Source organism: Labrys sedimenti, assembly GCF_034424805.1.
Lineage (GTDB): Bacteria > Pseudomonadota > Alphaproteobacteria > Rhizobiales > Labraceae > Labrys > Labrys sedimenti.
The window spans coordinates 1,026,838-1,049,757 of record NZ_JAXOUF010000001.1 but is presented as its reverse complement, the minus strand read 5'-3'; the positions used below and the strand labels follow the sequence as shown (position 1 = coordinate 1,049,757).

25 protein-coding genes and 2 tRNA genes are annotated in these 22,920 nt (G+C 59.9%); 15 read left to right on the top strand and 12 right to left on the bottom strand.

Features of this window, described 5'->3' with window-relative positions; translation table 11 throughout:
• Positions 1-7 precede the first annotated feature (7 nt).
• Complete coding sequence (locus tag U1R88_RS05110; RefSeq protein ID WP_322430266.1) at positions 8-802, top strand: bestrophin-like domain; 795 nt, start codon at positions 8-10, stop codon at positions 800-802.
• 63 nt (positions 803-865) lie between these two features.
• Here the strand turns inward: U1R88_RS05110 and U1R88_RS05105 are convergent, their stop codons facing one another.
• Positions 866-2,167: a multicopper oxidase family protein gene (locus U1R88_RS05105; protein WP_322430265.1), complete on the bottom strand. Its 1,302-nt coding sequence runs from the start codon at positions 2,165-2,167 to the stop codon at positions 866-868.
• Positions 2,168-2,390: 223 nt separating this feature from the next.
• On the opposite strand from U1R88_RS05105, the gene U1R88_RS05100 reads away from it, so the two are divergent.
• The 7 genes from U1R88_RS05100 to U1R88_RS05070 all read left to right on the top strand — a co-directional run bounded on the left by U1R88_RS05100 (position 2,391) and on the right by U1R88_RS05070 (position 9,998).
• Positions 2,391-2,475 (top strand) — tRNA-Leu (locus U1R88_RS05100).
• Between the two features lie 61 nt (positions 2,476-2,536).
• Positions 2,537-3,967 (top strand): trigger factor, encoded by a 1,431-nt coding sequence (tig, locus tag U1R88_RS05095; RefSeq protein ID WP_322430264.1) that lies wholly within the window; start codon positions 2,537-2,539, stop codon positions 3,965-3,967.
• Between the two features lie 300 nt (positions 3,968-4,267).
• The gene (locus U1R88_RS05090; RefSeq protein ID WP_068296291.1) at positions 4,268-4,900 is read left to right on the top strand and encodes an ATP-dependent Clp protease proteolytic subunit; all 633 of its coding nucleotides are present in this window, start codon (positions 4,268-4,270) and stop codon (positions 4,898-4,900) included.
• Between the two features lie 280 nt (positions 4,901-5,180).
• The gene (clpX, locus tag U1R88_RS05085) at positions 5,181-6,440 is read left to right on the top strand and encodes an ATP-dependent Clp protease ATP-binding subunit ClpX (protein WP_068296294.1); all 1,260 of its coding nucleotides are present in this window, start codon (positions 5,181-5,183) and stop codon (positions 6,438-6,440) included.
• Between the two features lie 547 nt (positions 6,441-6,987).
• On the top strand, positions 6,988-9,411 hold the full coding sequence (gene lon / locus U1R88_RS05080) for an endopeptidase La (RefSeq protein ID WP_068296297.1): 2,424 nt from the start codon (positions 6,988-6,990) through the stop codon (positions 9,409-9,411).
• 115 nt (positions 9,412-9,526) lie between these two features.
• Positions 9,527-9,602 (top strand) — tRNA-Val (locus tag U1R88_RS05075).
• Positions 9,603-9,749: 147 nt separating this feature from the next.
• Positions 9,750-9,998, top strand: a complete 249-nt coding sequence (locus U1R88_RS05070) for a hypothetical protein (protein ID WP_322430263.1) — start codon at positions 9,750-9,752, stop codon at positions 9,996-9,998.
• On the opposite strand, the gene U1R88_RS05065 is transcribed toward U1R88_RS05070, so the two are convergent.
• The 3 genes from U1R88_RS05065 to U1R88_RS05055 all read right to left on the bottom strand — a co-directional run bounded on the left by U1R88_RS05065 (position 9,973) and on the right by U1R88_RS05055 (position 11,319).
• Entirely contained in the window at positions 9,973-10,296 is a 324-nt protein-coding gene (locus U1R88_RS05065) for a hypothetical protein (protein WP_322430262.1), read from the bottom strand. The genes U1R88_RS05070 and U1R88_RS05065 overlap by 26 nt on opposite strands.
• Positions 10,297-10,612: 316 nt before the next feature.
• Positions 10,613-10,873, bottom strand: coding sequence for a hypothetical protein (locus U1R88_RS05060; protein WP_322430261.1), 261 nt, complete (start codon positions 10,871-10,873; stop codon positions 10,613-10,615).
• The gene (locus U1R88_RS05055; protein WP_322430260.1) at positions 10,870-11,319 is read right to left on the bottom strand and encodes a hypothetical protein; all 450 of its coding nucleotides are present in this window, start codon (positions 11,317-11,319) and stop codon (positions 10,870-10,872) included. The genes U1R88_RS05060 and U1R88_RS05055 overlap by 4 nt, the downstream gene beginning before the upstream one ends.
• 152 nt (positions 11,320-11,471) lie before the next feature.
• Between U1R88_RS05055 and U1R88_RS05050 the strand changes: the two genes are divergently transcribed.
• From U1R88_RS05050 to U1R88_RS05025, 6 genes are all read left to right on the top strand, one after another.
• Positions 11,472-12,134, top strand: a complete 663-nt coding sequence (locus U1R88_RS05050) for an SOS response-associated peptidase (protein WP_322430259.1) — start codon at positions 11,472-11,474, stop codon at positions 12,132-12,134.
• Between the two features lie 2 nt (positions 12,135-12,136).
• A complete protein-coding gene (locus tag U1R88_RS05045; RefSeq protein ID WP_322430258.1) occupies positions 12,137-12,499 on the top strand; it encodes a hypothetical protein in 363 nt (120 codons plus the stop codon).
• A 69-nt stretch (positions 12,500-12,568) separates the two neighbouring features.
• Positions 12,569-12,949: a hypothetical protein gene (locus U1R88_RS05040; protein WP_322430257.1), complete on the top strand. Its 381-nt coding sequence runs from the start codon at positions 12,569-12,571 to the stop codon at positions 12,947-12,949.
• Positions 12,950-12,973: 24 nt separating this feature from the next.
• Positions 12,974-13,474: a hypothetical protein gene (locus tag U1R88_RS05035; protein WP_322430256.1), complete on the top strand. Its 501-nt coding sequence runs from the start codon at positions 12,974-12,976 to the stop codon at positions 13,472-13,474.
• A gap of 293 nt (positions 13,475-13,767) precedes the next feature.
• Complete coding sequence (locus U1R88_RS05030; RefSeq protein WP_322430255.1) at positions 13,768-14,868, top strand: GNAT family N-acetyltransferase; 1,101 nt, start codon at positions 13,768-13,770, stop codon at positions 14,866-14,868.
• Positions 14,861-15,916, top strand: coding sequence for a Pnap_2097 family protein (locus tag U1R88_RS05025; protein ID WP_322430254.1), 1,056 nt, complete (start codon positions 14,861-14,863; stop codon positions 15,914-15,916). The genes U1R88_RS05030 and U1R88_RS05025 overlap by 8 nt, the downstream gene beginning before the upstream one ends.
• A 45-nt stretch (positions 15,917-15,961) precedes the next feature.
• On the opposite strand, the gene U1R88_RS05020 is transcribed toward U1R88_RS05025, so the two are convergent.
• On the bottom strand, positions 15,962-16,816 hold the full coding sequence (locus U1R88_RS05020; protein ID WP_322430253.1) for a glycosyltransferase family 2 protein: 855 nt from the start codon (positions 16,814-16,816) through the stop codon (positions 15,962-15,964).
• A gap of 411 nt (positions 16,817-17,227) precedes the next feature.
• On the opposite strand from U1R88_RS05020, the gene U1R88_RS05015 reads away from it, so the two are divergent.
• Positions 17,228-18,244 (top strand): IS110 family RNA-guided transposase, encoded by a 1,017-nt coding sequence (locus U1R88_RS05015; RefSeq protein ID WP_322430252.1) that lies wholly within the window; start codon positions 17,228-17,230, stop codon positions 18,242-18,244.
• Between the two features lie 231 nt (positions 18,245-18,475).
• Here U1R88_RS05015 and U1R88_RS05010 read toward each other — a convergent pair whose 3' ends face one another.
• The 7 genes from U1R88_RS05010 to U1R88_RS04980 all read right to left on the bottom strand — a co-directional run bounded on the left by U1R88_RS05010 (position 18,476) and on the right by U1R88_RS04980 (position 22,904).
• Entirely contained in the window at positions 18,476-18,856 is a 381-nt protein-coding gene (locus tag U1R88_RS05010) for a hypothetical protein (protein ID WP_322430251.1), read from the bottom strand.
• Positions 18,843-19,301 carry a hypothetical protein gene (locus tag U1R88_RS05005; RefSeq protein WP_322430250.1) on the bottom strand — a complete coding sequence of 153 codons (459 nt, stop codon included), beginning with the start codon at positions 19,299-19,301 and terminating at the stop codon, positions 18,843-18,845. Before U1R88_RS05005 ends, U1R88_RS05010 begins: the two co-directional genes overlap by 14 nt.
• A 180-nt stretch (positions 19,302-19,481) precedes the next feature.
• Positions 19,482-19,748, bottom strand: a complete 267-nt coding sequence (locus U1R88_RS05000; protein WP_322430249.1) for a hypothetical protein — start codon at positions 19,746-19,748, stop codon at positions 19,482-19,484.
• The gene (locus U1R88_RS04995) at positions 19,745-20,335 is read right to left on the bottom strand and encodes a hypothetical protein (protein ID WP_322430248.1); all 591 of its coding nucleotides are present in this window, start codon (positions 20,333-20,335) and stop codon (positions 19,745-19,747) included. Before U1R88_RS04995 ends, U1R88_RS05000 begins: the two co-directional genes overlap by 4 nt.
• Positions 20,336-20,505: 170 nt before the next feature.
• On the bottom strand, positions 20,506-21,171 hold the full coding sequence (locus U1R88_RS04990; RefSeq protein WP_322430247.1) for an NlpC/P60 family protein: 666 nt from the start codon (positions 21,169-21,171) through the stop codon (positions 20,506-20,508).
• 626 nt (positions 21,172-21,797) lie between these two features.
• The gene (locus U1R88_RS04985; RefSeq protein WP_322430246.1) at positions 21,798-22,337 is read right to left on the bottom strand and encodes a hypothetical protein; all 540 of its coding nucleotides are present in this window, start codon (positions 22,335-22,337) and stop codon (positions 21,798-21,800) included.
• 261 nt (positions 22,338-22,598) lie between these two features.
• Positions 22,599-22,904, bottom strand: a complete 306-nt coding sequence (locus U1R88_RS04980; protein ID WP_322430507.1) for a septal ring lytic transglycosylase RlpA family protein — start codon at positions 22,902-22,904, stop codon at positions 22,599-22,601.
• Positions 22,905-22,920: the final 16 nt, after the last annotated feature.

The following is a 22,920-nucleotide window of genomic DNA, read 5'->3' as shown; positions in this document are numbered from 1 at the left end:
CCCGGTCATGGAAGAAATCTACGGCCTGAGTTTCCTGGTGCTTTTCAGTTTGAGCGCCGTCGGCGGGGTGATCCTGCGCAGGCACCTGCATGAGGAGCACCTCTCGAAGGAGAACATGGAGGCGCTGCGGCTGGTGACAGGCCTGCTGGTGTCGTTCGCGGCCCTGATCCTGAGCCTGCAACTCTCCACCTCCAGGGCTGAATTCGACGCAGCCAGCAAGGATCGCTCGACCTATGCGGCGCATCTGGCGAGCCTCGATCAATGCCTGCGCGATCTCTCCAAGCAAATGGAACCGACACGGCAGCTGCTGCGCCGCTACACCGCTGCGGTGATCGCCAGCACCTGGCCCGATGAGCCGGCGCCGCAGGTCAAGACCATGCTCGACACCAAGGACATGCCGCTCATGGGCGAGGACAAGGTGCTTGCCGGCATGATGAACCGGATCGGTCTGGCGATCGATTCATTCGAGCCCGCCGATGGCATCAGCAAGAACATCGTCGCGCGCTGCCAATTGGACTACAGGGCGGCACTGACGGGACGTTGGGCCGTGATCGAGGATACCCACGCTCCGTCCGGCGTGTCCTTCACCCTGATCATCAGTTTCTGGCTTGCCCTCGTCTTTCTCAGCTTCGGCCTTCAGATTTCGCATCGGCTGTTGAGCAAGATCGTGCTCGCCATCGGCGTGGTGTGCATATCGAGCGTCATGTTCGTGATAACCGACCTGAAGATTCCCTATGGCGGCTTCTTCGGCATCTCCAGTATCTCCATGCGCGACGCGCTGGCCGACATGAATCGCGACTGAACCGGCGGCAGCCGCTCGTCATCTCGAAGACGCCGGCGCGGTGACAGCCGGCGGCGCCTTGATTCAGGTCACCTCGAACCAGGCCAGGAGATCGTCTTTCCGGGAGGGGCCGCAGGCGCGGCCATGCAGGAGCCATTTGCCGGGATTATCCGCCAGGAACACCGTATGCACGGTTTCGCCCGGACCGATCGCGACCGTGTCGACCCAATAGGGCTGCCACTCATCGTCGAAGGGATGGAGGATGCGCATGGCGTGGCCATGCACATGTACAGCCTGATCGATAGGCGTTTTGTTGGCGATGCCGAGATCGACGAGGCTGCCGCGCTTGACCGAGAACAGAGGCTTGCCGGGCAGCCCGGAGCCGCTCCCCTCATGGGCGGGCAGCGATACGGCAATGCGCCTGGCCTTCTGCAAGGCAAGTGCGACGGGCAGGCCGGGGCGCGGCAGCACCAGAGGGGGCAGGGGGGCCGAGCGAAGCGGAGCCGTATCGCTCGCGACAAGCTGAGCGAGAATGACGACGTCGCCGTCACGGTCCAGCGCGATGCCGGCCTCGCTCCCCTTTGCGAGTGTTCCGTCGACCACAATATCGGTGCGGCCGCCGGGCGGCAGGTCGATTCGGCCGCGATTGGGGGCGAAGGGCGTATCGACGGGATGGCCGTCGATCGCGATGATGGTGGCCTCAAAGCCGGCCAGGGCCAGTCTGGCGATGCGCGTTGCGGTGGCGTTGACGAGACGTAGGCGTACACGCTCATTGGGGGCTAGGCGGATCGTTTCGGCCGCTTTCGAATTCACCGTAATGGTTGGCTTGCTCTCGGTGATTGGGGCGGCCAGAATTTGTCCGTCAGGGCCGATATTCCAGTCGTCGATGACGAGAATCAGGTCTTGGTCGACCTGTGGCGGTTCGTCTTCGTCGACGACGAGGACGCCATAGAGGCCGGCCTCGCATTGGGATAGAAAGGGGCCGAAAGCCGGCGGGTGGTACCAGAAGGTGCCGGCATCCGGCGGCGTGAAGGTATAGTCGAAGCCCGCGCCTGGCTTCACCGCCTGCTGCGTCAGGCCAGGAACGCCGTCCATGGCGTTGGCGAGCCGCAGACCATGCCAATGGATTGTCGAAAGGGTTTCGAGCTGGTTGGCGAAGCGCAGCTTCACGGGATGATTGCGCTTGGCACGCAGGAAAGGGCCCGGGATCGTGGCGTTAAAGCACTGCGTGCGGGTGGGCTTGGCGCCGCCTGGCAGCGCGAGTTCACCAGGGGCGGCTGTCAGGAGAGACCCCGTGGTCGCCAGCGCGGGGCGGGCAAGAGCAAGGCTGGCCAGGGTGACGCCGAGCCCGGCCAGAAGCTGGCGCCGATCGAGGCTGACAGTCATTGCTCGCTCCTTCCGGGCTGGGGTGTTGGCTATTCCCGCCTGCCGGGAAGGTCGCTCGGTGGGCCGGAAGCGGCGTTGCGGTCGAGCAAGGCATCCGTCTGCGAATCCCCAATTCCAAATATCATGCAGGCGATGGCATTTTTTTGCTGCATCAATTTCATGACATGCTATATGGCGCCACTCGTTTCGCAGAATGCAAGTTTTGCGAAAGGGAGCCCTATTTGCGGGCGTGGCGGAACTGGTAGACGCGCTGGATTTAGGTTCCAGTGATGAAAGTCGTGGGGGTTCGAGCCCCTCCGCCCGCACCACGATCGGCCTCGACGGCTTAAACACGGGGCAGCTACGAACTCACGGATTCGGGACAAGATAATGCAGGTGACCCAAACCCTGGCCGATGGCCTGAAGCGGGAATTCAAAGTGGTGGTGCCGGCGGCCGATATCGCCTCGCGCACCGATGCCCAGTTGGAAGACATGAAGGGCAAGGTCCGCGTCAACGGCTTTCGTCCGGGCAAGGTGCCGGTGGCGCATCTGCGTCGTCTCTACGGCCGCTCGGTCACGGCTGATGTCGTCAACAATTTCGTTGGCGAAGCCAATCGCAAGATCGTCGATGACAACCAGATCAAGCTGGCCATGGAGCCCAAGCTCGACTTCGGTGCCGACGACGAGGGCGTGACCCAGGTGCTCGACGGCAAGGCCGATCTCGCCTGGACCGTGGCCGTGGAAGTGCTGCCGACCTTCGAGGTTGGCGACATCAACGGCATCAAGATCGTCAAGCCGGTGGCTGAAGTCGCCGACGAAGAGGTGCAGTCGCGCCTCGAGGATCTGGCCCGCCGCAACGTGACCTATGCCGACAAGAAGGCCAAGTCGAAGGCCGAGAACCACGACCGCGTGATCGTCGATTTCGTCGGCAAGATCGACGGCGTCGAGTTCGATGGCGGCAAGGGCGAGGATATCTCCGTCGACCTCGGCTCCAAGACCTTCATTCCGGGCTTCGAGGATCAGCTGATCGGCGTCACCGCCGGCCAGGAGAAGACCATTGAGGTCAAGTTCCCCACCAATTATGCCTCCGACACGCTGGCCGGCAAGGACGCTACCTTCGACGTCAAGGTCAAGGCAGTGCAGGCTCCGGCTGAACTCGTCGTCGACGACGAGCTTGCCAAGTCCGTCGGCCTCGAATCGCTCGACAAGCTCAAGGAAGTGATCAAGAGCTCGATCGAGGGCGAATATAATGCCGCCTCGCGCAGCAAGGTGAAGCGCCAGCTTCTCGATGCGCTCGATGCCAAATATTCCTTCGATCTGCCGCCGACCCTGTTCCAGCAGGAGTTCGACAATGTCTGGCTGCAGGTCGAGCGCGAGATGCAGCAGACCGGCCGCACCTTCGAGCAGGAAAACACCACCGAAGAAGCCGCCAAGGAAGATTATCGCAAGATCGCGGCCCGCCGCGTTCGCCTCGGCCTCGTCCTGGCCGAGATCGGCGAAAGCAACAAGATCCAGGTGACCGACGAGGAAGCGACCCGCGCCGTGATCGAGCGCGCCCGCCAGTTCCCGGGCCAGGAACGGCAGATCTGGGAGTTCTACACCAAGAACCCGCAGGCGATTGCCGAGCTGCGCGCGCCGATCTTCGAGGACAAGGTCGTCGACCACATCCTGTCGCTCGCAGATGTCACCGAGAACAAGGTCTCCAAGGAGGATCTGTTCAAGGAAGACGACGAGCAGGCTACGTCCGCTGCTGCCGAGGACAAGCCGGCCAAGCCCAAGAAGGCCAAGGCTGCCAAGGCTTCCGCCGAGACCGCCGAGTGAGGCTGCGCCGGGCCGTCATGGCCTGTCGAAACGAGTCTGCAATGGCCGGGTCTTCCCCGGCCATTGTCGTTCTCAAAACCCTCGACTCGCAAAAGGCGAGGCGGGGGCTTGCAGGACGAGGCTTGACGACACATTTGCGACATGAGGGGCCGGCCCGGTCGGGGAGGGCCATACTCTCGAACCCCCGTCGCACCTTCATGTCTCAGCGGGCGGCAGGAAGGTTCACTTGACAAATGCGCCCGCTATCCTTGCCCTGACAGGGAACAGGGATTGCCTAGATTCGCCTTCTGGAGAGCTTTGATGCGAGATCCGATCGACTTCTACACCAACAACCTCGTGCCGATGGTGGTCGAGAGCACCAATCGCGGCGAGCGTTCGTGGGATATCTATTCGCGGCTGATGCGCGAACGCATCATCTTCCTGACCGGCCCGGTTGAAGACTACATGGCCTCGATCGTGGTGGCGCAGCTGCTGTTCCTCGAGGGCGAGAACCCCAAGAAGGAAATCGCCATGTACATCAACTCGCCGGGCGGGGTGGTGACGGCGGGCCTGTCGATCTACGACACCATGCAGTTCATCCGCTCGCCGGTTTCCACGCTTTGCGTTGGCCAGGCCGCTTCGATGGGGTCGCTTCTTCTGGCGGCTGGTGAGAAGGACCTGCGCTTCGCCCTGCCCAATTCGCGCATCATGGTGCATCAGCCTTCGGGCGGATATCAGGGCCAGGCGACTGACATCCTCATCCATGCTGAGGAAACCCGCCGCGTGAAGCAGCGCCTCAACGAGATTTACGTCAAGCATACCGGCCAGGACATCAAGAAGATTCAGGACGCGCTCGAGCGCGACAATTTCATGGAAGCCGAGCAGGCCAAAGCTTTTGGTATCGTCGACCATGTCAGCGAGAAGCGTCCCGACGACGGCGCTGCCAAGGCTTGATGTGACGCTTCGGGAGGCGACCCGTACGAGTTTCGCCACAGTTCGTTGCGATGGATATCGGTAATGATCTGTTGACGTGGGGGGCGCTAGATTCCAGCATTGGATCCGCTGGATGCAGCGTCACCGAAGATGGCAGGGGCGGCCGCCACTTGGCATAGCCCTTGCTAGACGAGCTTGGTCGATGCAGGTACGCCTGCGCGATTGTGTTTACAGCCACGGGGGTTCCCGTGGGATTATGCGGAATGTCCGTTCCGCCGAGAGAGCCCGAAAGGGGGATGCCATGACCAAGGCCGGCAGCGATACCAAGAACACGCTCTACTGCTCGTTCTGCGGCAAGAGCCAGCACGAAGTTCGCAAGCTCATCGCCGGCCCGACGGTATTCATCTGCGATGAATGTGTCGAGCTGTGCATGGATATTATTCGCGAGGAGAACAAATCCTCGCTGGTGAAGTCGCGCGACGGAGTGCCCACCCCGCGTGAGATCTGCAAGGTGCTCGACGATTACGTGATCGGCCAGATGCAGGCCAAGCGCGTACTCTCGGTGGCCGTGCACAATCACTACAAGCGCCTTAACCATGCCACCAAGCACAGCGATGTCGAACTGGCGAAGTCCAACATCCTGATGATCGGACCGACCGGTTCAGGCAAGACGCTGCTTGCCCAGACCATGGCCCGCATCATCGACGTGCCCTTCACCATGGCCGACGCCACCACCCTGACGGAAGCCGGCTATGTCGGCGAGGATGTCGAGAACATCATCCTCAAGCTGCTGCAGGCGGCCGACTACAATGTAGAGCGTGCCCAGCGCGGTATCGTCTATATCGACGAAGTCGACAAGATCAGCCGCAAGTCCGACAATCCCTCGATCACCCGCGACGTCTCGGGCGAGGGCGTGCAGCAGGCCTTGCTGAAGATCATGGAAGGCACGGTGGCCAGCGTTCCGCCGCAGGGCGGGCGCAAGCATCCCCAGCAGGAGTTCCTGCAGGTCGACACCACCAATATCCTGTTCATCTGCGGCGGCGCCTTCTCGGGTCTCGAGAAGATCATCTCCAGCCGCGGCAAGGGCACCTCGATCGGCTTCGGCGCCCGCGTGGTGACGCCAGAGGACCGGCGTACCGGCGAGATCTTCCGCGAGGTCGAGCCTGAGGACCTGCTGAAGTTCGGCCTGATCCCGGAATTCGTCGGGCGTCTGCCGGTCATCGCGACCTTGGAAGACCTCGACGAGCCGGCGCTGATCAAGATCCTGACCGAGCCGAAGAACGCGCTCGTGAAGCAGTATCAGCGCCTGTTCGAGATGGAGGGCATCGATCTGACCTTCCAGGACGAGGCCTTGTCGTCGATTGCCAAGAAGGCGATCGAGCGCAAGACCGGTGCGCGCGGCCTGCGTTCGATCATGGAGGGCATCCTGCTCGACACGATGTTCGAACTGCCGGGCCTCGACGGCGTCGAGGAAGTGGTGATCTCCAAGGAGGTCGTCGACGGGCAGGCCAAGCCGCTCTTCATCTATTCCGAGAAGCAGGAGGTCTCCTCCACCGGCTGATGCCGGCTGGAGCGATATTCTCAGTGCAATGCCGGCCTCTGGCCGGCATTGTCATGTCGGTACCTTCCTGCAGACATGTTGAAATGCATGGCTTGGCCCGGGGTGTCTTGCTCCGAGTCAGATCGACCATTCGCCGCAGCGGCCGTTGATTGCGCTGGACGTCGGAGGGGGGTATCGTGAGTTCGGAGGGATCGGCTCGATTCGAGCCGGTTTCCGTAGAAAAATACACGATTTGGCTGATTGTCGACACTTTTCAAGGCTTCATCTCAAGGATAGCCCGAAGCTTCCGGCAATCAATCCAAAGTCGATCGAGCAGAAATTTACAGCGAGGTTTGCAGGTGCGGGAAAGAAAATCGAGACAGCGCGATTTACCGGGATTAGCCGGCTTGACACTGTGCTTGGTGCTCTCCACCTAACCCTTATCGAAGCAACTGTGCCCATCCGGGGCAGTTGGGAATACCTCCGGGGTCGCTCTTCGTGTTGGCCAGGAGGGTAGCGTCGCTGGCACGGCTATTGCAGCGTGGTACGGCGCAGGAAAGGATATGCAATGACGACGAATAAGCAGCGTCCTCCGGTGCCGGCTGGCACTGTCGATACATTCCCCGTGTTGCCTCTGCGCGATATCGTGGTGTTTCCCCACATGATCGTGCCGCTCTTCGTTGGCCGCGAGAAGTCGATCCGGGCGCTGGAAGAAGTCATGCGGACCGACCGCCACATCCTGCTGGCGACGCAGCTCAATGCCGCCGAGGATGATCCGGCGCCGGACGCCATCTACAAGCTCGGCACGCTGGCTACCGTGCTGCAATTGCTGAAGCTGCCCGACGGCACGGTGAAGGTGCTGGTCGAAGGTGTCGACCGCGCGCGCGTGCTCTCCTATTCCGGGCATGACGATTTCTACCAGGCCGAAGCCGAAGTGCTGGGCGACGGCAATGGTGAGAAGATCGAAGCCGAGGCGCTTGCCCGCTCCGTGGTGGCCGAATTCGAGAGCTATGTGAAGCTCAACAAGAAGGTGTCGCCTGAGGTCGTGGCCACGGTCACCCAGATCGAGGATTATTCGAAGCTCGCCGACACCATTGCCGCGCACCTTGCGGTGAAGATTGCCGACAAGCAGGAAGTGCTGGAGATCCTGTCGATCCCGGCGCGCCTGGAGAAGGTGCTCGCCTTGATGGAGAGCGAGATCTCCGTCCTGCAGGTCGAGAAGCGCATCCGCACCCGCGTCAAGCGGCAGATGGAGAAGACCCAGCGCGAGTATTATCTCAACGAGCAGATGAAGGCGATCCAGAAGGAGCTCGGTGACGAGGAAGGCAAGGACGAACTCGGCGAACTCGAGCAAAAGATCAAGGACACCAAGCTCTCCAAGGAGGCCCGCGACAAGGCGCAGGCCGAGATGAAGAAGCTGCGCCAGATGTCGCCGATGTCGGCCGAGGCCACCGTCGTGCGCAACTACCTGGATTGGCTGATTTCCTTGCCCTGGGGCGACAAGTCCCGGATCAAGAAGGATCTGCCGCATGCCCAGGAGATCCTCGATGCGGATCACCATGGCCTGGAGAAGGTCAAGGAGCGCATCATCGAGTATCTGGCAGTGCAGCAGCGCGCCAACAAGCTGACCGGTCCGATCCTGTGCCTCGTCGGCCCACCCGGTGTCGGCAAGACTTCGCTCGCCCGTTCGATCGCCAAGGCAACCGGCCGCGAATATGTGCGCATGTCGCTCGGCGGCGTCAGGGACGAGGCCGAGATCCGTGGCCACCGGCGCACCTATATCGGCTCGATGCCCGGCAAGGTCGTCCAGTCGATGCGCAAGGCCAAGAAGCAGAATCCGCTCTTCCTGCTCGATGAAATCGACAAGATGGGCCAGGATTTCCGCGGTGACCCGTCTTCGGCTCTGCTGGAGGTGCTGGATCCTGAGCAGAACTCGACGTTCAACGACCATTACCTCGAGGTCGACTACGACCTGTCGAACGTGATGTTCGTGACCACGGCGAATACGCTCAACATCCCGCCGGCCCTGCTGGACCGCATGGAGATCATCCGTCTCGCCGGCTATACGGAAGACGAGAAGGTCGAGATTGCCCGCAAGCATCTCATCCCCTCGTCCGTCCAGAAGCATGGTCTGAAGGCACGCGAGTTCTCGATCGACGATGAAGCGCTGCTCAACCTGGTGCGCCGCTATACGCAGGAAGCCGGGGTGCGTAACCTCGAGCGCGAAATCTCGAACCTGACCCGCAAGGCCGTCAAGGACATCCTGATGTCCAAGAAGAAGAGCGTGAAGGTGACCAACACGGTGCTCGAAGACTATCTCGGGGCCCCGCGTTATCGCTACGGGCAGGCCGAGCTCGAGGATCAGGTCGGCGCCGTCACGGGTCTGGCCTGGACCGAGGTTGGCGGCGTGCTTCTGACCATCGAAGCGGTCATGATGCCCGGCAAGGGCAAGATGATCGTGACGGGCAATCTGAAGGACGTCATGCGCGAGTCGATCTCCGCGGCAGCTTCCTATGTCCGCTCGCGTGCCATCGACTACGGCATCGAGCCGCCGCTGTTCGACAAGCGCGACGTGCATGTGCATCTGCCGGAAGGCGCAACGCCCAAGGATGGCCCCTCTGCCGGCATCGCCATGGCGACCGCCATGGTGTCGGTGATGACGGGCATCCCGGTGCGCCGCGACGTGGCGATGACCGGCGAGGTCACGCTGCGTGGTCGTGTGCTGCCGATCGGTGGCCTGAAGGAGAAGCTGCTTGCTGCGTTGCGGGCTGGCATCAAGACTGTTCTGATCCCCGAAGAGAACGCCAAGGACTTGGCCGAGCTCCCGGACAATGTGAAGAACGGCCTCGAACTGGTGCCGGTCTCTCGGATGGAAGAGGTTCTGCGCAGGGCGCTGGTGCGCATGCCCGAACCCATCACCTGGGACGAGGACAAGAACGCGCCTCCGCCGGCCAAGGTCGGGGATGACAGCAACACTGTCGTCGCCCACTGACGCTGAAGTGATCTAAGAGCGGCCGTGCCTCACAAAGGCATGGCCGCTTTCTTTTGCCTTGCGAAGCGCGCGCAAGCACAATAGACAGAGGCCCTGCGTGGATCCCCGCGACCGGGGGCGGTTAGCTCAGTTGGTAGAGCATCTCGTTTACACCGAGAGGGTCGGCGGTTCGAGCCCGTCACCGCCCACCATATAGATCAATGGGTTACGTCATTTTCCCGCGATCTGACCCGGCCGGCGCACCAGAAACGCACCAGAAACCAGCCTTTTACTGGTGCAGATGTTCCCGGTCTGACCTCGGATGCAATACACGCCCAGGCGGTGTAGTATCGCCGCTCATGAGCGCACCCATTCCCGGTCCTCGGCGAATCAGTGACATCTCCGACCGCCCGCTGGAATGCGAGGAGGCTCTGGAGCGCGCGTTTCAAGACTTGGTCGAGCGAGCCGAGCGGGCAGGGTGGGACACGATCGAGATCACCCTGGCGCTGCAGAGCCTGGCCGATCACCACATGCTGGCGAAAGCGGCCAACGAAGAGACCGATCGCCAGATCGCCGAGGCACTCAGCCGCCGTCCTCCGAAGCTTTAGGGCGAGACCGCAGTTCCGCCAGCAAAGCCTTCCGCGCCTTCGGGCTGGCTTCGATCGGAAACCCGCCGAATCGCTCCTGAAATTCTTTGGCGTAACGCTCTTCTTTGAAACAGAAGATGTGATGGAACGTAGCCCAGTCGCCAACGCTTCGATACCGCGGCGCCCCGCCGAATGCACGGGAGAACTCATCGACCTGCGCTAGATTCGGAACCTTGCCATTTGGGGAGTGCCGGGCGATGTGAAACGGGTACTGGCTATCCAGGCTCGACAGCTGGAACTCGCCCTTACGGTATACCATTGCTCATTCCCTCGACGGCCGGAGTGTCATCCCTTCGTAGAAATCGACGCGCTTTGAATGCCAACTCTTAAGGCCCTGGAAATCGGTGACGACCGCAAGCGAGCCAGTCGTTGGCCGAAGCCCGCAGGCTCGGCATTTGCAGCGGTTGAAGACGTCCCATAACGTCGTAGCACGCAGGCCTCGCTGCGTGTCGTACGGGCCTAGAGGAACACGCCCCTCGTGCCGGCAGCTTTTGCGCTTGCAGGTGAACTCCAGGTGGGTCCATCCAAGCTCGAGCGCCTCCCGCACCGTCTGGGGTGGCTTGTCGAGCGCCATATCAGTCGTCCGGTTTGTATGGGATCGGCACCTCGGCGCGGATCAGGAGATCCTCCCATCGCCCTCGGGAGTATCCCCGCGAGATATCCCGCGCGAGCTGCGCAATCTCTTCGTTTCGGTGTTCAAGCTCGGCCTGGCAATGATGCAGCGCCACCAGCAGAGCGCGCACGGCCGCCCTCGCGTCGCCCTCACAGGCTGCGATTGCGTCGTCGACACTGGTTTCGAGATCATCGGAGGCCGGCTCAGTGGCCGGCACGGTCATTTTCTAACGACGCGTAGTTTTGGAGCGCGCTCCAGAGGCGCTGGCTTCTCATCCCGCTCCGCCAAATAGGCCTCAGGGCTCATGCCTGTATCGTGCAGATAGGTCAGCTCTAGCTCGGTAAGCCCGTCATTCTCATCGTCATCAGGCTCGCCGTTTTCCTCTATTTCGCGCGCTCTTAATCTCGCGCGAGCTGTGAAGTGTGCCTCTCGCCGCTCCCGGTCATGGACGAGAGGCGGCTGTCCCAGCTTTTCTCGGGCGTCATCCAGCATGAGCCGGACAGCATCCAGTTCGTCGTCCATCTCGATCGCTCGCTCGATCAAGTCCCGCAATGCGACCGTCAAGTCGCCGCCAGCGAGCAAAACCCAATCCCGAAAGATCTCCTCACGGGTGCGATTGATATCGAAGAGGTCCAGGCGATCCGTCCGCCCGAAATCAAAGCCCTCCATCACGGCCTCCATTCAGGGATCATCATGCTCAAAAGGCTACGCTCGCTTTTTTCGCGAGTCGAGTCTTTTGTTCTCATTTCGTTCACGGTATAGGGAAGGGGTTGCGCGCGGTCCGAAGGCGCATCATGCTCGCTGCAAACGAGGGACCAGGGATGTGCAATCTGTTCAACCAGCAAATGACCCAGGAGGAACTTCGGCTTCTGGGCCCGGTCATCCGCGACACCGTCAACTGGCCTGATGCCGTCGACATCTATCCCGATTACCCGTCGCCGATCATTCGTGATGGTGCCGATGGCGTCCGCGAACTCGTGCTAGCGCGCTGGGGAATGCCGACGCCTCCGAAGTTCCTGGATGGCAAGAAGAGCGATCCGGGCGTGACCAACATCCGCAACGTCTCTTCGCCGCACTGGCGCCGCTGGCTGGGCCCGGAAAGCCGATGCCTGGTGCCGTTCACGGCCTTCTCCGAATACTCGGACAGCGAGAAGAACGAGAAGGGCGGCAAGGCGCTGAAGTGGTTCGCTCTCAACGACAACAAGCCGCTGGCCGTCTTCGCAGGCGTTTGGACGAACTGGACGTCGGTGCGGAAGGTGAAGGAGGGCGAGGTCACCGCCGATGTCTTCGGCTTCCTGACGACGGAGCCGAATGCTGTGGTGAAACCCCATCACGCCAAAGCGATGCCCGTGATCCTGACGACAGCCGAGGAGCGCGATGTCTGGATGCGTGCGCCGTGGAGCGAGGCGAAGGCGCTGCAGCGCCCGTTGCAGGATGATCAGCTTGTGATCGTGCCCCGGCCGGCGAATGCGAGCTCCGCGTAGCGATGAAGAACTGGCTGAATATGCTCGAGGCTCATGCCTATCTGATCTCAAAGCTTCCACACGGCGCAGAATATCTCAGGGCGCACCCACTTGCGGAATTTCACGACAGCGAGCGAGGCGGCGTAAATGAGAACGAACCTTGGTGGCGACTCTACGATGACACTTACAGCATGCTGCACCGGAACATAAATTCCGGCCAGATACAGGCGATGGTCATTGCGGAGAGCGGGCAAAGAGCCCCCGTCAACCTCATTGATCTCAAGGCCGGGAAGTTCAGGAACAGTGTCGCCAAGCCCCATCAGGGCGGAACGATCTACTACGACTGCTCAGACCTAGACCGGGTAGTCGCAGTCGAGAGAGGCTGAGGCAATTTCCTAGCAACCGCAACCGAATCTACACCGTTCCGTCGCTGAGTCCGTTGAGAGGTAGAGACAATGGCCGACCCTGCTGAGCAGCTGTTCGATCTGCCGTTTGACGGAGAGATGCCGATGCCCGCAGCCGTTGCCCGAGCTCCATCCTATACCGGCCCGTTCGCCGACGAGCTCGCCAAACTGATGCGCGAGAACCCGACGCCGGATCCGCGGCGCTGGGAGCAGGCGAAGCGCGACGCGATTGAATTCCTGTCGGACTGGGGCGACCAGGCGGCCGCGCTGGGCTGGACGGCCGAGGAGCTGTTCGGGCTGCATCCTGTAGCGCCGCTTACCCGCTACGACGTCATGGGCTTGGTCTGGTTGCTCAACGGTAAGGAAGTCAGCGAGATCGACGAGCGGACCGCGAAGATCGGGGCGACGACCTTTTATCGGATGCGGGAATAGAAGATCGTCATCGAGAGACAAACAATGAAATCATCAAGCACAAGGGGAAGACCGACCGTCGGAAGCCGTCCGGCAACAGCGCGCGACGTTGAGAAAATTCTTGGCAAGCTCAGCGCAAGGTCAAAGTCGGAGATTCATGACGTTGGGCTCTCGCCCTCTGGAGGCCGCAAACGCGTAATTGAGCAGCACAAGGCCTCTCGGGGGCTGGCTATAACGATCAACGATGACCCGGTGGCGCTGCTTTTACTGGAAAAAGAGGGCGATCAAATCGAGACACTGTTTGTCAGCAAGGAGGAGTATTGGGCGGCAGGACCTTTCCAACTATCCTTGCTGCGCCATGCAAAAACTATCGTCGACAAGCTGCAGGCGGATAATCCAGGGTGCAGGATCATTACGCGGTCGCGCGCACGAGATGGCGTGGCCGATAAATGGTTCCGATTTTTGGGCTATGATATCCCCGAGGCGGCCGAACCCGGTGCGGAGCGTGTGTTTGCGCTTCAGCCGAAACAAAAAAAGAGCTCCTGAGCCTGAAGGACCAAGGACGAGCGCGCCGGAGTCATCTCGGCCAGCATTGGCATGGCGACATACTATCGCATGCGAAATTGACCTAGTTCAATTTACTCAACAGCTGATACTTGCCTAGCGGCCGGCGCCGCGACCGCGACAATTGCCCCCCCATGGTTGCCATTTACGCCCCAGAGATCTCCAATTTTGCTGTTCACGATCTTGTGTAGTTTACTTGCCCAACTGACCACTGAGAGGTACCAAGTGAACAGGGGCATCGTTTTTATTCGAAGCGAATTATTGGTGGGGCGGCGGTGACGTTGTTGGTAGGTAAGCCGGAGCTTTTCGGGGTATCCGACGAGCAGATCCGGGAATTTTATAAGGCTTCGTGGGGTAGACCCACCATATTGTCGGAAGCTCAATTCTACGGCTGGCAGTTCTTGGAACCGCCGGCTGCACAGGGCCGAAGCGACGATTTGCTGGTTGCTTTTGATGACAATGCCGGCGTCATTGCCGGTGTAACGGGCGTTGTCCCTCGGCCGTTCAACCTCGCCGGGAAGGCTTCGCAAGGCGCCGAGCTTACGACCTGGGTGGTCGCCGATGATTACCGCTCGACCGGCATCGGCGCACTGATGATGAACGAGCTCACCGAAAAATACGACGCGTTGGTCGCTATGGGAGTGACCAAATTCTCGTTGCCAGTCTTCCTGCGATCTGGATTTCGCATCCAGCGGGCCATCCCCAGGTACCTTCGCCCGTATAACCTACAGGCGGTGTCTGAGATCGGCACAGTGGACCCGCTGGCGAGAAAACTTCAACAGAAGTGGACGCCGACGGCTGGGCGAGCGAATTATCAAGTCGACGAGGATGTCGCGGCCGCCGACCAGATTTGGAATAGGTTCTCGCAGACCCATCATGGTTTTGCGCGTGATGCCGAGCATCTCGCCTGGCGATACCTGAACCACCCCGTTTTTGCATATCGCGTGTTTACTATCACCAAGGGTGAAGCCCAGGCGGTCGTGGCATTGCGGATCGAGGATGCAGTTCCGGGGATCAGGATCCTGCATGTTGTTGACCTGTTTGGTGACGACGATGCCATCGCCGCTGCCTTCGACTTCGTTGATGATTTCAGCGTCGGCAACGACATCGACATTGCCGACTTCTTCTGCAGCTCGACCAAGGTAGGCAAACATCCGCTCGCCAAAGGCTGGTTCTCAGCCCTGGATGACCAATCGCTGCGCTTTCCGCATCTGTTCCACCCGGTGACGATGCGCGACCCGCCGACAACCACGCTGGTTTATTGGAGCAAAGAGAATTTCGCCGAAATGTGCGACTTCTCGGGGTTTTACGTCACGAAGTCGGACGCAGATTTTGATCGCCCGGTAGCGAAGCCTAAGGATGCCATCAGTGCTTAAGCTCGACGACTATTTTGCCTCGGAAATCATTGGGTACACGCCAGCCCTTGCTTCATCGACATTCGAGATGCTCGGCGTTGATAGCTTCGACCTCATCAACCTGCGGACCGGTATCGAAATTAAGCTCGGTCGATCGATTCCCGATCGCGACTGGATGAAGGTGCGCTCTCCAGCCGATATCGCGGCCATCGTCAATCCGAAAGCGGTTGAGGTGGCCAAGGCTGCCGCCGCCGGTTCCAAGGTTACGCGGGAATATACCATCGGCATGCCCCAAATGGCGCTGAGTGGCCTTTCCGAGTCCTGGCTCTTCAAAGAACTGGGGGATATCCATTGGGAGCTTATCTCTCAAGGGCTCCGGCAGCCCTCTGCGAGAATAACCGACGAGATTGGCAACCGGCTCTATGCGACGTTCACTCGCATCGCGATATCGAACTCCGATCCTCTGTCCGCCTACGCCGAAAATGAGGCCCTGCAAATAACCGGCAGCATGTCCAGATACGGTGCCGGGATCTTCATCGGTGATTATCGCGGCGAGGCCGGAGGCAAGTCCTTCACGGCCCAGGCAATGTCCAGTTTTTCCAAACGGGCTGCTTCGGGCTCGAACAAAACTCTCTTAAAGGGGCAACCCGACATCCCGTCCGATTCGCCGATCGTCTCGTTGCTTGAAAAGCCGGCTTTCCTGGATGAATATCGCTCTATTCGAGATATCTCTCCGAAGCCGGCGATCTTCGAGTGTGATTATCAGATCAATCCCTACCACGACATCAATGGCGTCGGCCTTCTGTATTTTGCGGCTTATCCGACTATCGCCGACACCTGCGAGCTACGCTTCTTCAACCAGGGTAATCAATGGGCGGCCGAGCACAGCACTGTGGCGCGAGATGTTGCCTATTTCGCGAACAGCGACGCCAGCGAGACTCTGAAGTTCGCCGTGCTTGAGCATGTGAAGACGACAGGCGGTAGCGAGTTAACATCCTTAATTTCGCGCCAAGATGGAACGCCGATGGCTCTAATCCGGACAAAAAAGAAACGCGTTCCTGCGGGCTAGAATGCCAAAACCCCCTCCGCCCCGAAGGCCGGAGGGGAGGCACCTCTATGCGAATTTTCGCTTCAGCATGTCCTTGAGCAGGGGCTTGATGCGAACAATTTTCTTATCGAGAAATCGGGCAAACAGGACGTACAAAACTAATTTATCGATCGGATTTACATTCACCTTTTTCAGTGAGGGCCAGAGATGGTCCTTCGCCAGCTTAAGGGATCTAACTCTATTTTCGATGCTGTGATAATTCTCTCCAAGGTCGCGCCATTTAAACCTCTGCAGATGAACTTTGCTGCCAGATTCGGCGACAACTGCCTCCTCAACCACCAATCTTCCGATCGTGAGGATGTCGCTATTGTGGCCAAAAAATCCGATATTGTCCCTTGAGTATTCCCAATGCGGAATGAGCTGCTCTCTACGATATAAACCGTAGAACCAGGGACCAGCACATCTGATGAGTAGTTTCTTAAGTGCTGATATTCGTGAAGCCCCAACTGTCGGGTTTACTTTGAAGGTCTTCTCGTAATTGTTCTCGTAGTCGTACCAAACCGACTCAGAAACGGCGAGGGTTGCCCGCGGACTTCTGTCGAGCACGTTTGACAGAAATTCAATATAGTCCAGATCGGCGTAGTCGTCGTACGAGCGCCAGCAGAAATATTCGGATTTTGCTTCTCTGAGTACGAACTCAAAATTTCTAACCATCCCTATATTTTCAGATTGACGAATATATCGAAACCTTGAGTCTTTCTCGCAGAATTCCCTACATATGTCGGCGGTATCATCTTCCGAGCAATTGTCTGATATGATCACTTCGAAATCTTTGAAGGTCTGATCACACAAATTTTGAAGACTGTCGCGTATATATGGCGAGCCATTATAAACCGGAACACCAATAGAAACCTTAGGCATTTGTTTAAGCCACCCCAGCGGTATGAATCAGTGTGGTTTAAGCCTAATTTTTATTGGAAGCAAAAAGTGCCTATAGCCACATGATTTCGGAGATAATTTCATCATGACCTACGGCAATTGGCTACCGCCGCCTGGGCAAACGTATTTTTCGAGCATTATCGCTCATGTCATTGCTACAGCTATCGCAGCTGCAGTGCTGCGGTGAAATTTTACCGCCCATTCAAATTGATCTCGTCATTGATGATCCGGGGGAGCGTTGCCACGAACGCGCGTGGGGTTGACCGGAGCGGAGATAGCTTTGACGCTTGTACGCTGCATTCTCAGGGCAGCTCTCAGCTGCTTCGTTCAATGTCATTCTCAATGCAAACAATGCCGCTATGCATCGCCAATTTCTTTGGCTAGGGCGGAGTGATGAAGTTCTACGTGGGGCTGGATATTTCGATCGAAACGACAAGTGTCTGCGTTGTCGACGACGCCGGCAACTTTGTTCGGGAAGGGATCGTGGAGAGTTCTCCCAAACCTATTGCGAAGTTCCTTGCTAAAGAAAAACGTCGATGCGCGGCTGTGGGACTGGAGGCGGGTCCAATCTCTCAATGGCTGTATCGCGAGTTGCAGCAGCGTAAGTTTCCAGTGACCTGTCTTGAAACACGACATGCACATTCAGTGCTCAAAGCCCGTCTCAACAAAACCGATCGCAATGATGCCCGCGGCATCGCTGAAATAATGCGCTTTGGGTTCTTCAAGGCAGTGCATGTCAAATCGCTCGATCGTCAGGTAATCAAGTCGCTCTTGAACAACCGTCGGTTTGTCCAGCAAAAATTGATCGCAACAGAGCAGTGCATTCGGGGAACACTGCACGCTTTCGGTATCAAACTTGGCCACGTCGTACGCAAAGGCTATAAGGCGCACGTCCAAAAGCTTCTCGTAAAACACCCGGCGCTGAGCGAGATCATCCAACCTCTGTTGCATGCCAGACAAACCCTGGAGGAGCAGTTCACGGCTCTGCATAAACAGGTGCTTGCCGCAGCCCACTCGGATGAGATTTGCCACCTTCTGATGACAGCGCCTGGCGTTGGGCCGCTTGTGGCATTGGTTTACCGATCGACGGTAGACGACCCCACTCGTTTCAAACGCTCACGATCGATGGGCGCGCATTTTGGAATGACACCGCGAACATACCAATCTGGAGGAGTCGATCGGCGGGGCAAAATCTCCCATTTCGGGGATAGCTACTTGCGGCACATATTGAGGGCCGCTGCTACGATTATTCTGCGGCCAAATGCAAAGCCATCTCCCCTGAAAGTCTGGGGAACGCGGGTTGCAGAGCGACGCGGCGCCAAAATTGCCCGCACTGCCGTGTCCCGTCGTCTAGCCGTCATCCTTCATCGAATATGGCTTGATCGCACTCCCTACCGTTGGGAGGCGTAGTTTCCGAGGTCCCGCAAGGGGCAAGGGAGTGGTGAGATCTGTGGCGGGGATGAAGTGCCTTGTGCAACTTCGTTAAAAAACAGCGATCCGCCACTCCCTTCTAGCTCGAAACGAATATTCAACTCAGACGTGTGTGGTCGATTTGCAAGTCTAGCTTGGCCACAAACGCAAAAAAGGCCCCCGATCCCGAAGGACCAGGGGCCAGTGTGCCGCTGTCAGTGCGGCGAATATCTATCGTCGTCGAGGTGGACCACCGCGGCGGTCAACATCTTCGTTGTCGTTCTCTTCCTCGTCTTCATCTTCGCCGCGGCGCCGCTTCCGCGCCTGCATGCGAGCCAGTCGATCCAGCAATCTGGCATCGCGCTCGCGTTCCTCGCGTGCTTCGGCTGCGTCTTCCATCATCTTGCGCATGGCCCTGACATCGTCCCGGATCTCTGTGATAGGGCGGATGTCCGCGACACTGGCGCGGTCGATCACCATCTGTTTCGCCGGTTCAGGGTCGCGATTGGCCCGTTGCAGATAGAGCCAGGCACCACGGCCGATGGCAGCAATGATGCCGCCGATAAATGCGAGCCAGCCATAGACCCAGGCTGGGATTTCAGGCGGCCCCATCTCGATAACCCCGTTCCACGTCCCCAGCTTCTTCGGCGATCTTCATGAACAGAAACAGCTCGCCGCAGGTGAGGCCCACGAAAGTCACCAGCCCAAGCCGGGCCTGTTCAGCTTGCATCAGACCGAGTGCGAGACTGGCCCAACATAGCGCGGACAAACCGGACAGAATGCAGCGGGCAAGCGGGGAGTATCGCCGGAACGGTTGGAACGTGCCGTTGAGGGTGAGCGCGATCAGGCGGAACATGGCGATGACGCCGAATGCCACAATCCAGAAGTCATCGAAGGCGATCGATCGCATGAACACGTACGCCGGCGACATCTGGAAGGTCATGTCCGACTGCGAGATCGCGAACGATGACCCGAAGAGCATTCCGGTATGCAGCCACTCCCAGAACCTGGACTGGAAATGCTTGCTGGCGCCGGAGACAACCCGGGCGACAATCATAGCGCCTTCCCCTTTCGGCAGATCCGCGCCCCGTCATCGAGCCTCTCCCATTCCGTCGCCAGGACATCGAGGCCCTTGGACGGTGGCGCCTGTTCGATGTATCCGGCGATCTGCTCGGCTTTGCCGTCCGAGGTCGGTGTCGGACAACGGGGAGCAAGGATGGCGGCCCGGGCAGCCCTATCAGCTGCCTGAACCACCGGTTTTGGACTTGGCAAGACTGTCGCGCACCCGGCGAGCGACGTCAGCAGCACTACCGCGATCACGCGCATTGTTTTCGGCCTGAGCATCGGCGGTTTCCGCTGTGTCCTGGAGGGTGTCATTCGCGGCCTTCTCGACCGCCGCAACCTGGGCATCCTTGTCGGCCTTCGCCTTGTCTCGCCAAGCAAGGAGCGCGCTGGCGACGCCGCTAAGCAGCGCCTCCAGCAAGGCCTTGAAGAATGCGCTCATCCCGCAGGCGCCGGCGCGGGCGCAACGACGGCCGGCGCGGCGGCAGCGGCAGCGATGCCGAGTTTGGATTCGATCAGAGCCTCGAGCTGCTCCGGCGTCAGACCGAAATGCTTCAGTGCGTCGGGAACGCTGGATTCAACCCACTCGATCGCCTGGGCGATGACGGCCGATTTCGCGTCAAAGGTGAGGTTGGCGGCGGACTGGCTGAGCCTGGACAGGGCCATGTTGACGCCCGTCATCGCGGCGCTGTGCAGGGCATCGCGGCTGGACTGATCGAGCTGGATGCCAAGCCACTTCTGGATAGCCTGAGCGGCCCAGGCAATCAGAGCCGTGAGTAGGGCAGCGACAGCGGCTTCGAAATAAGGAAGCAGGGCCGTGACGAGGCCGCCGAGGGACACGGTGGTGTCGTCGGCGGCCCAGGCCGGAGCAACCAGAGCGACGAACGCCACGGCGCCAGCCCAGGCATAGGCCGGAAGCATTGGGGCGACGACGCCGGCGGAAAAGACCACCAGGCCGACGATGGGGTGGAAGAAGACAGACGTCGCCAGCGCGAACGCCAGCAGCGCCGCGAGATAGAAGCGGTTCATCGTGTTGGATTCCTGATCAGGGAAATTGCCCGGTGCCGCCGGGCGCGGTCAGTCAAGGAAACGGGAAAGGGATAGGAGGAGCAGCCCGAGGACGACGGCGATGGCCCACGCCTCAAGCGCCAAGCCAAAGGCGCTCCCGATAATTTCCAGAGGCATGATGCCTTGCCCTTCTAGGTCTCCGATACGCCGGCGCGGGCGCCGGAAATCGTCTTCGGAAGTGGAAGGGCTGGGCTCGGAATGCGAACGCCGGCCGGCCAGCGATAGGCAAACACCGAGGCGTCGTAGGCGGCGATCGACACCGAATCGGACTGGTTGCCGCCGAGGCAGAAGACGCGTCCGGAACTGGCGCCGACGACAAACGTGACATGTCCGCCGCCCTGCCGCTTCTTGACGGCGATTGCGCCGAGGATCGGCCCAGGCAGCGGTACGCCCCATTTCATATAGTCGAGCGCCCACAGTGATCCGGTGCCCTTGATGCCAGCCCGCTTGAGCCACGCGCCGACGGCTGCAGCGCACCACGCAACAGAGTCGTGCTTGATTTCGGGATGACCGGCTTCAGCGAACATCTTCACGACAAGCGGATTATCGGCAGCACCGACACCTTCGCGGATGCCGAGATCTTTGCGCGCCGCAGTGAGCCAGGGCGGCTCCTTGAAATCGAGCCCGGCGAACAGGGCAGACACCATGGCCTGATCAATCCTGCCATCGGGGGCGAGCCCTTTGGAGCGTTCGAATGCCAGGACAGCGCGCGCAGTTTGTGGCCCGGGATCGCCGTCGAGAGGGCCGGGATTGAAGCCAAGCGCTTTCAATCGTGTCTGGATGGCCAGCACGTCCATGGAAGCCTCGATAATTTTCTCGGTGGAATTCGTGGGGAGATTTCAGGCGGGCGAACCAAAAAAACGTGCCGGCTTGGAACCTCGCGAGAGGTAGCCCGTTATTGTGCCACGAAGGGTGAAGGCAGCCTTCGTGACGTCAGTGTACCGGGATGTCCTGACGCCGCGGCCCAGTCAGTTTTCCCGCCAGAGCAAAACTGATTGGGCCGCAAATTTTTCAAGGAACAATGATCTCTAATCGTCGTTTCTAGCGCGCAGAGCCGGCGATGATGTGCGCCCCTGCGCTGGCTTTGCCCGTTGGCGCCAACCGCGGCCCGGCTTCCGACCCGACCCAGCGAGCCGGGCCGCACGGTGAAAAAAGGCCTTGGAACATGAAACTGAGGCTGTCAGTTCATCCTACCGCGAACGCTCTGATTTGTGCCGTCTATTCGAAGGTTCTCGGTTGCCCGGCATAATGGCTCGATACCATTTCAGCAGTTCCCGGGTGTTGGGCTGAGGTGGCGGACTATTTGGGAACCAGGAGCGGGGAGGAGCGTTCGGAAAGTGCGAGGTCTGGATGCAGTCCAACTTCGCGGCGGCTCGGCCCGTACAGATCGACCCAAGATCCCAAGGGCCGGGCCGCACTTGTGTCAGGCTCCGATCGCAAGAGCAGCGCCCCACAACGCACCGGTGATCAATTCGCCGACGGCGATTCCGCCAGATGGCCTGACCCGCCAACCAATCTCATAGGCGGCGACCTGCAAGAGGCCGAGTAGGAGCCAGTGCCAGCCGAAGCATAGCGCCATGGGGATCAGAAAGAGCGTCGTCCGATAGCCGTAGGCGAGATGCGGGCTGCCGAACGACCACCGGATGAATAACGCTTCGTACCAACTCGGCGACCGGGTTTCGATTGGCCCGGGCCCACGCCCAAGCCCCTGTAGGAAGCCCCACGCCGGCGTCGACCAGGCGAGCCAACACAAGCCAAAGATCAGGCATGACGCCCAACTCGGCAGGCCGAAAGCCGACACGCCGGCCGTCCATGCCATCAGCGCGACGAATGGTGTGGCGGTGATATCGCCGTTGCCTGGGATGCGCTGGAGAAGAGCAACGAACCTCGATCTGAAGAGCCCGCCGCCGCCTCGGATGTGATGCACGGCGGCGAAAGTTGGGACCAACAGCAGCCTCACCATTTGCGGATCTCCTTGGAGACCGCTGCCCACATTGGCGCATCGGGTTGGCGGGTCGCACATGACACTAGGGCGAGCGCCAGCAGCCCGGCGAGCAGGGTACGGAGCATGGGTCGTTTCCTTGAGGATCGAGGTAAGCCGTATGGCCAGATTGCCGGAGGCAAGGTGTTCCGGTAGCTTCCGTGTGCTCCGGGATAGGCGCAAAAATCGGAACTGGAGGCCCGGATGTGGCGGAGCCTGCAAGCTGTCCGCCGGCCCTCTAGTTCATTTCAAATGCTCAATTCGAACGACAGCTAGTCCAGACATCCCGATCGCGCGTGCTGCAGCCGGACTGAGGTCGACGATGCGGCCTCGAATAAAGGGGCCGCGGTCGTTCACTCGGCAGACAACGGAATGGGCAGTCGCGAGCACGGTTACCCTGAGGTGAGACCCGAACCGGGCTGAACGGTGAGCACAGGTCCGCTCAGAGGTCGGGAACCGCTCGCCATTGGCAGTGCGCCGGCCACTTTCTCGCCCATACCAGGATGCGATGCCTGTCTGGCCACCGAAGGCCGGATCTATCGCCGACACTGCCCAGACCAGGCCA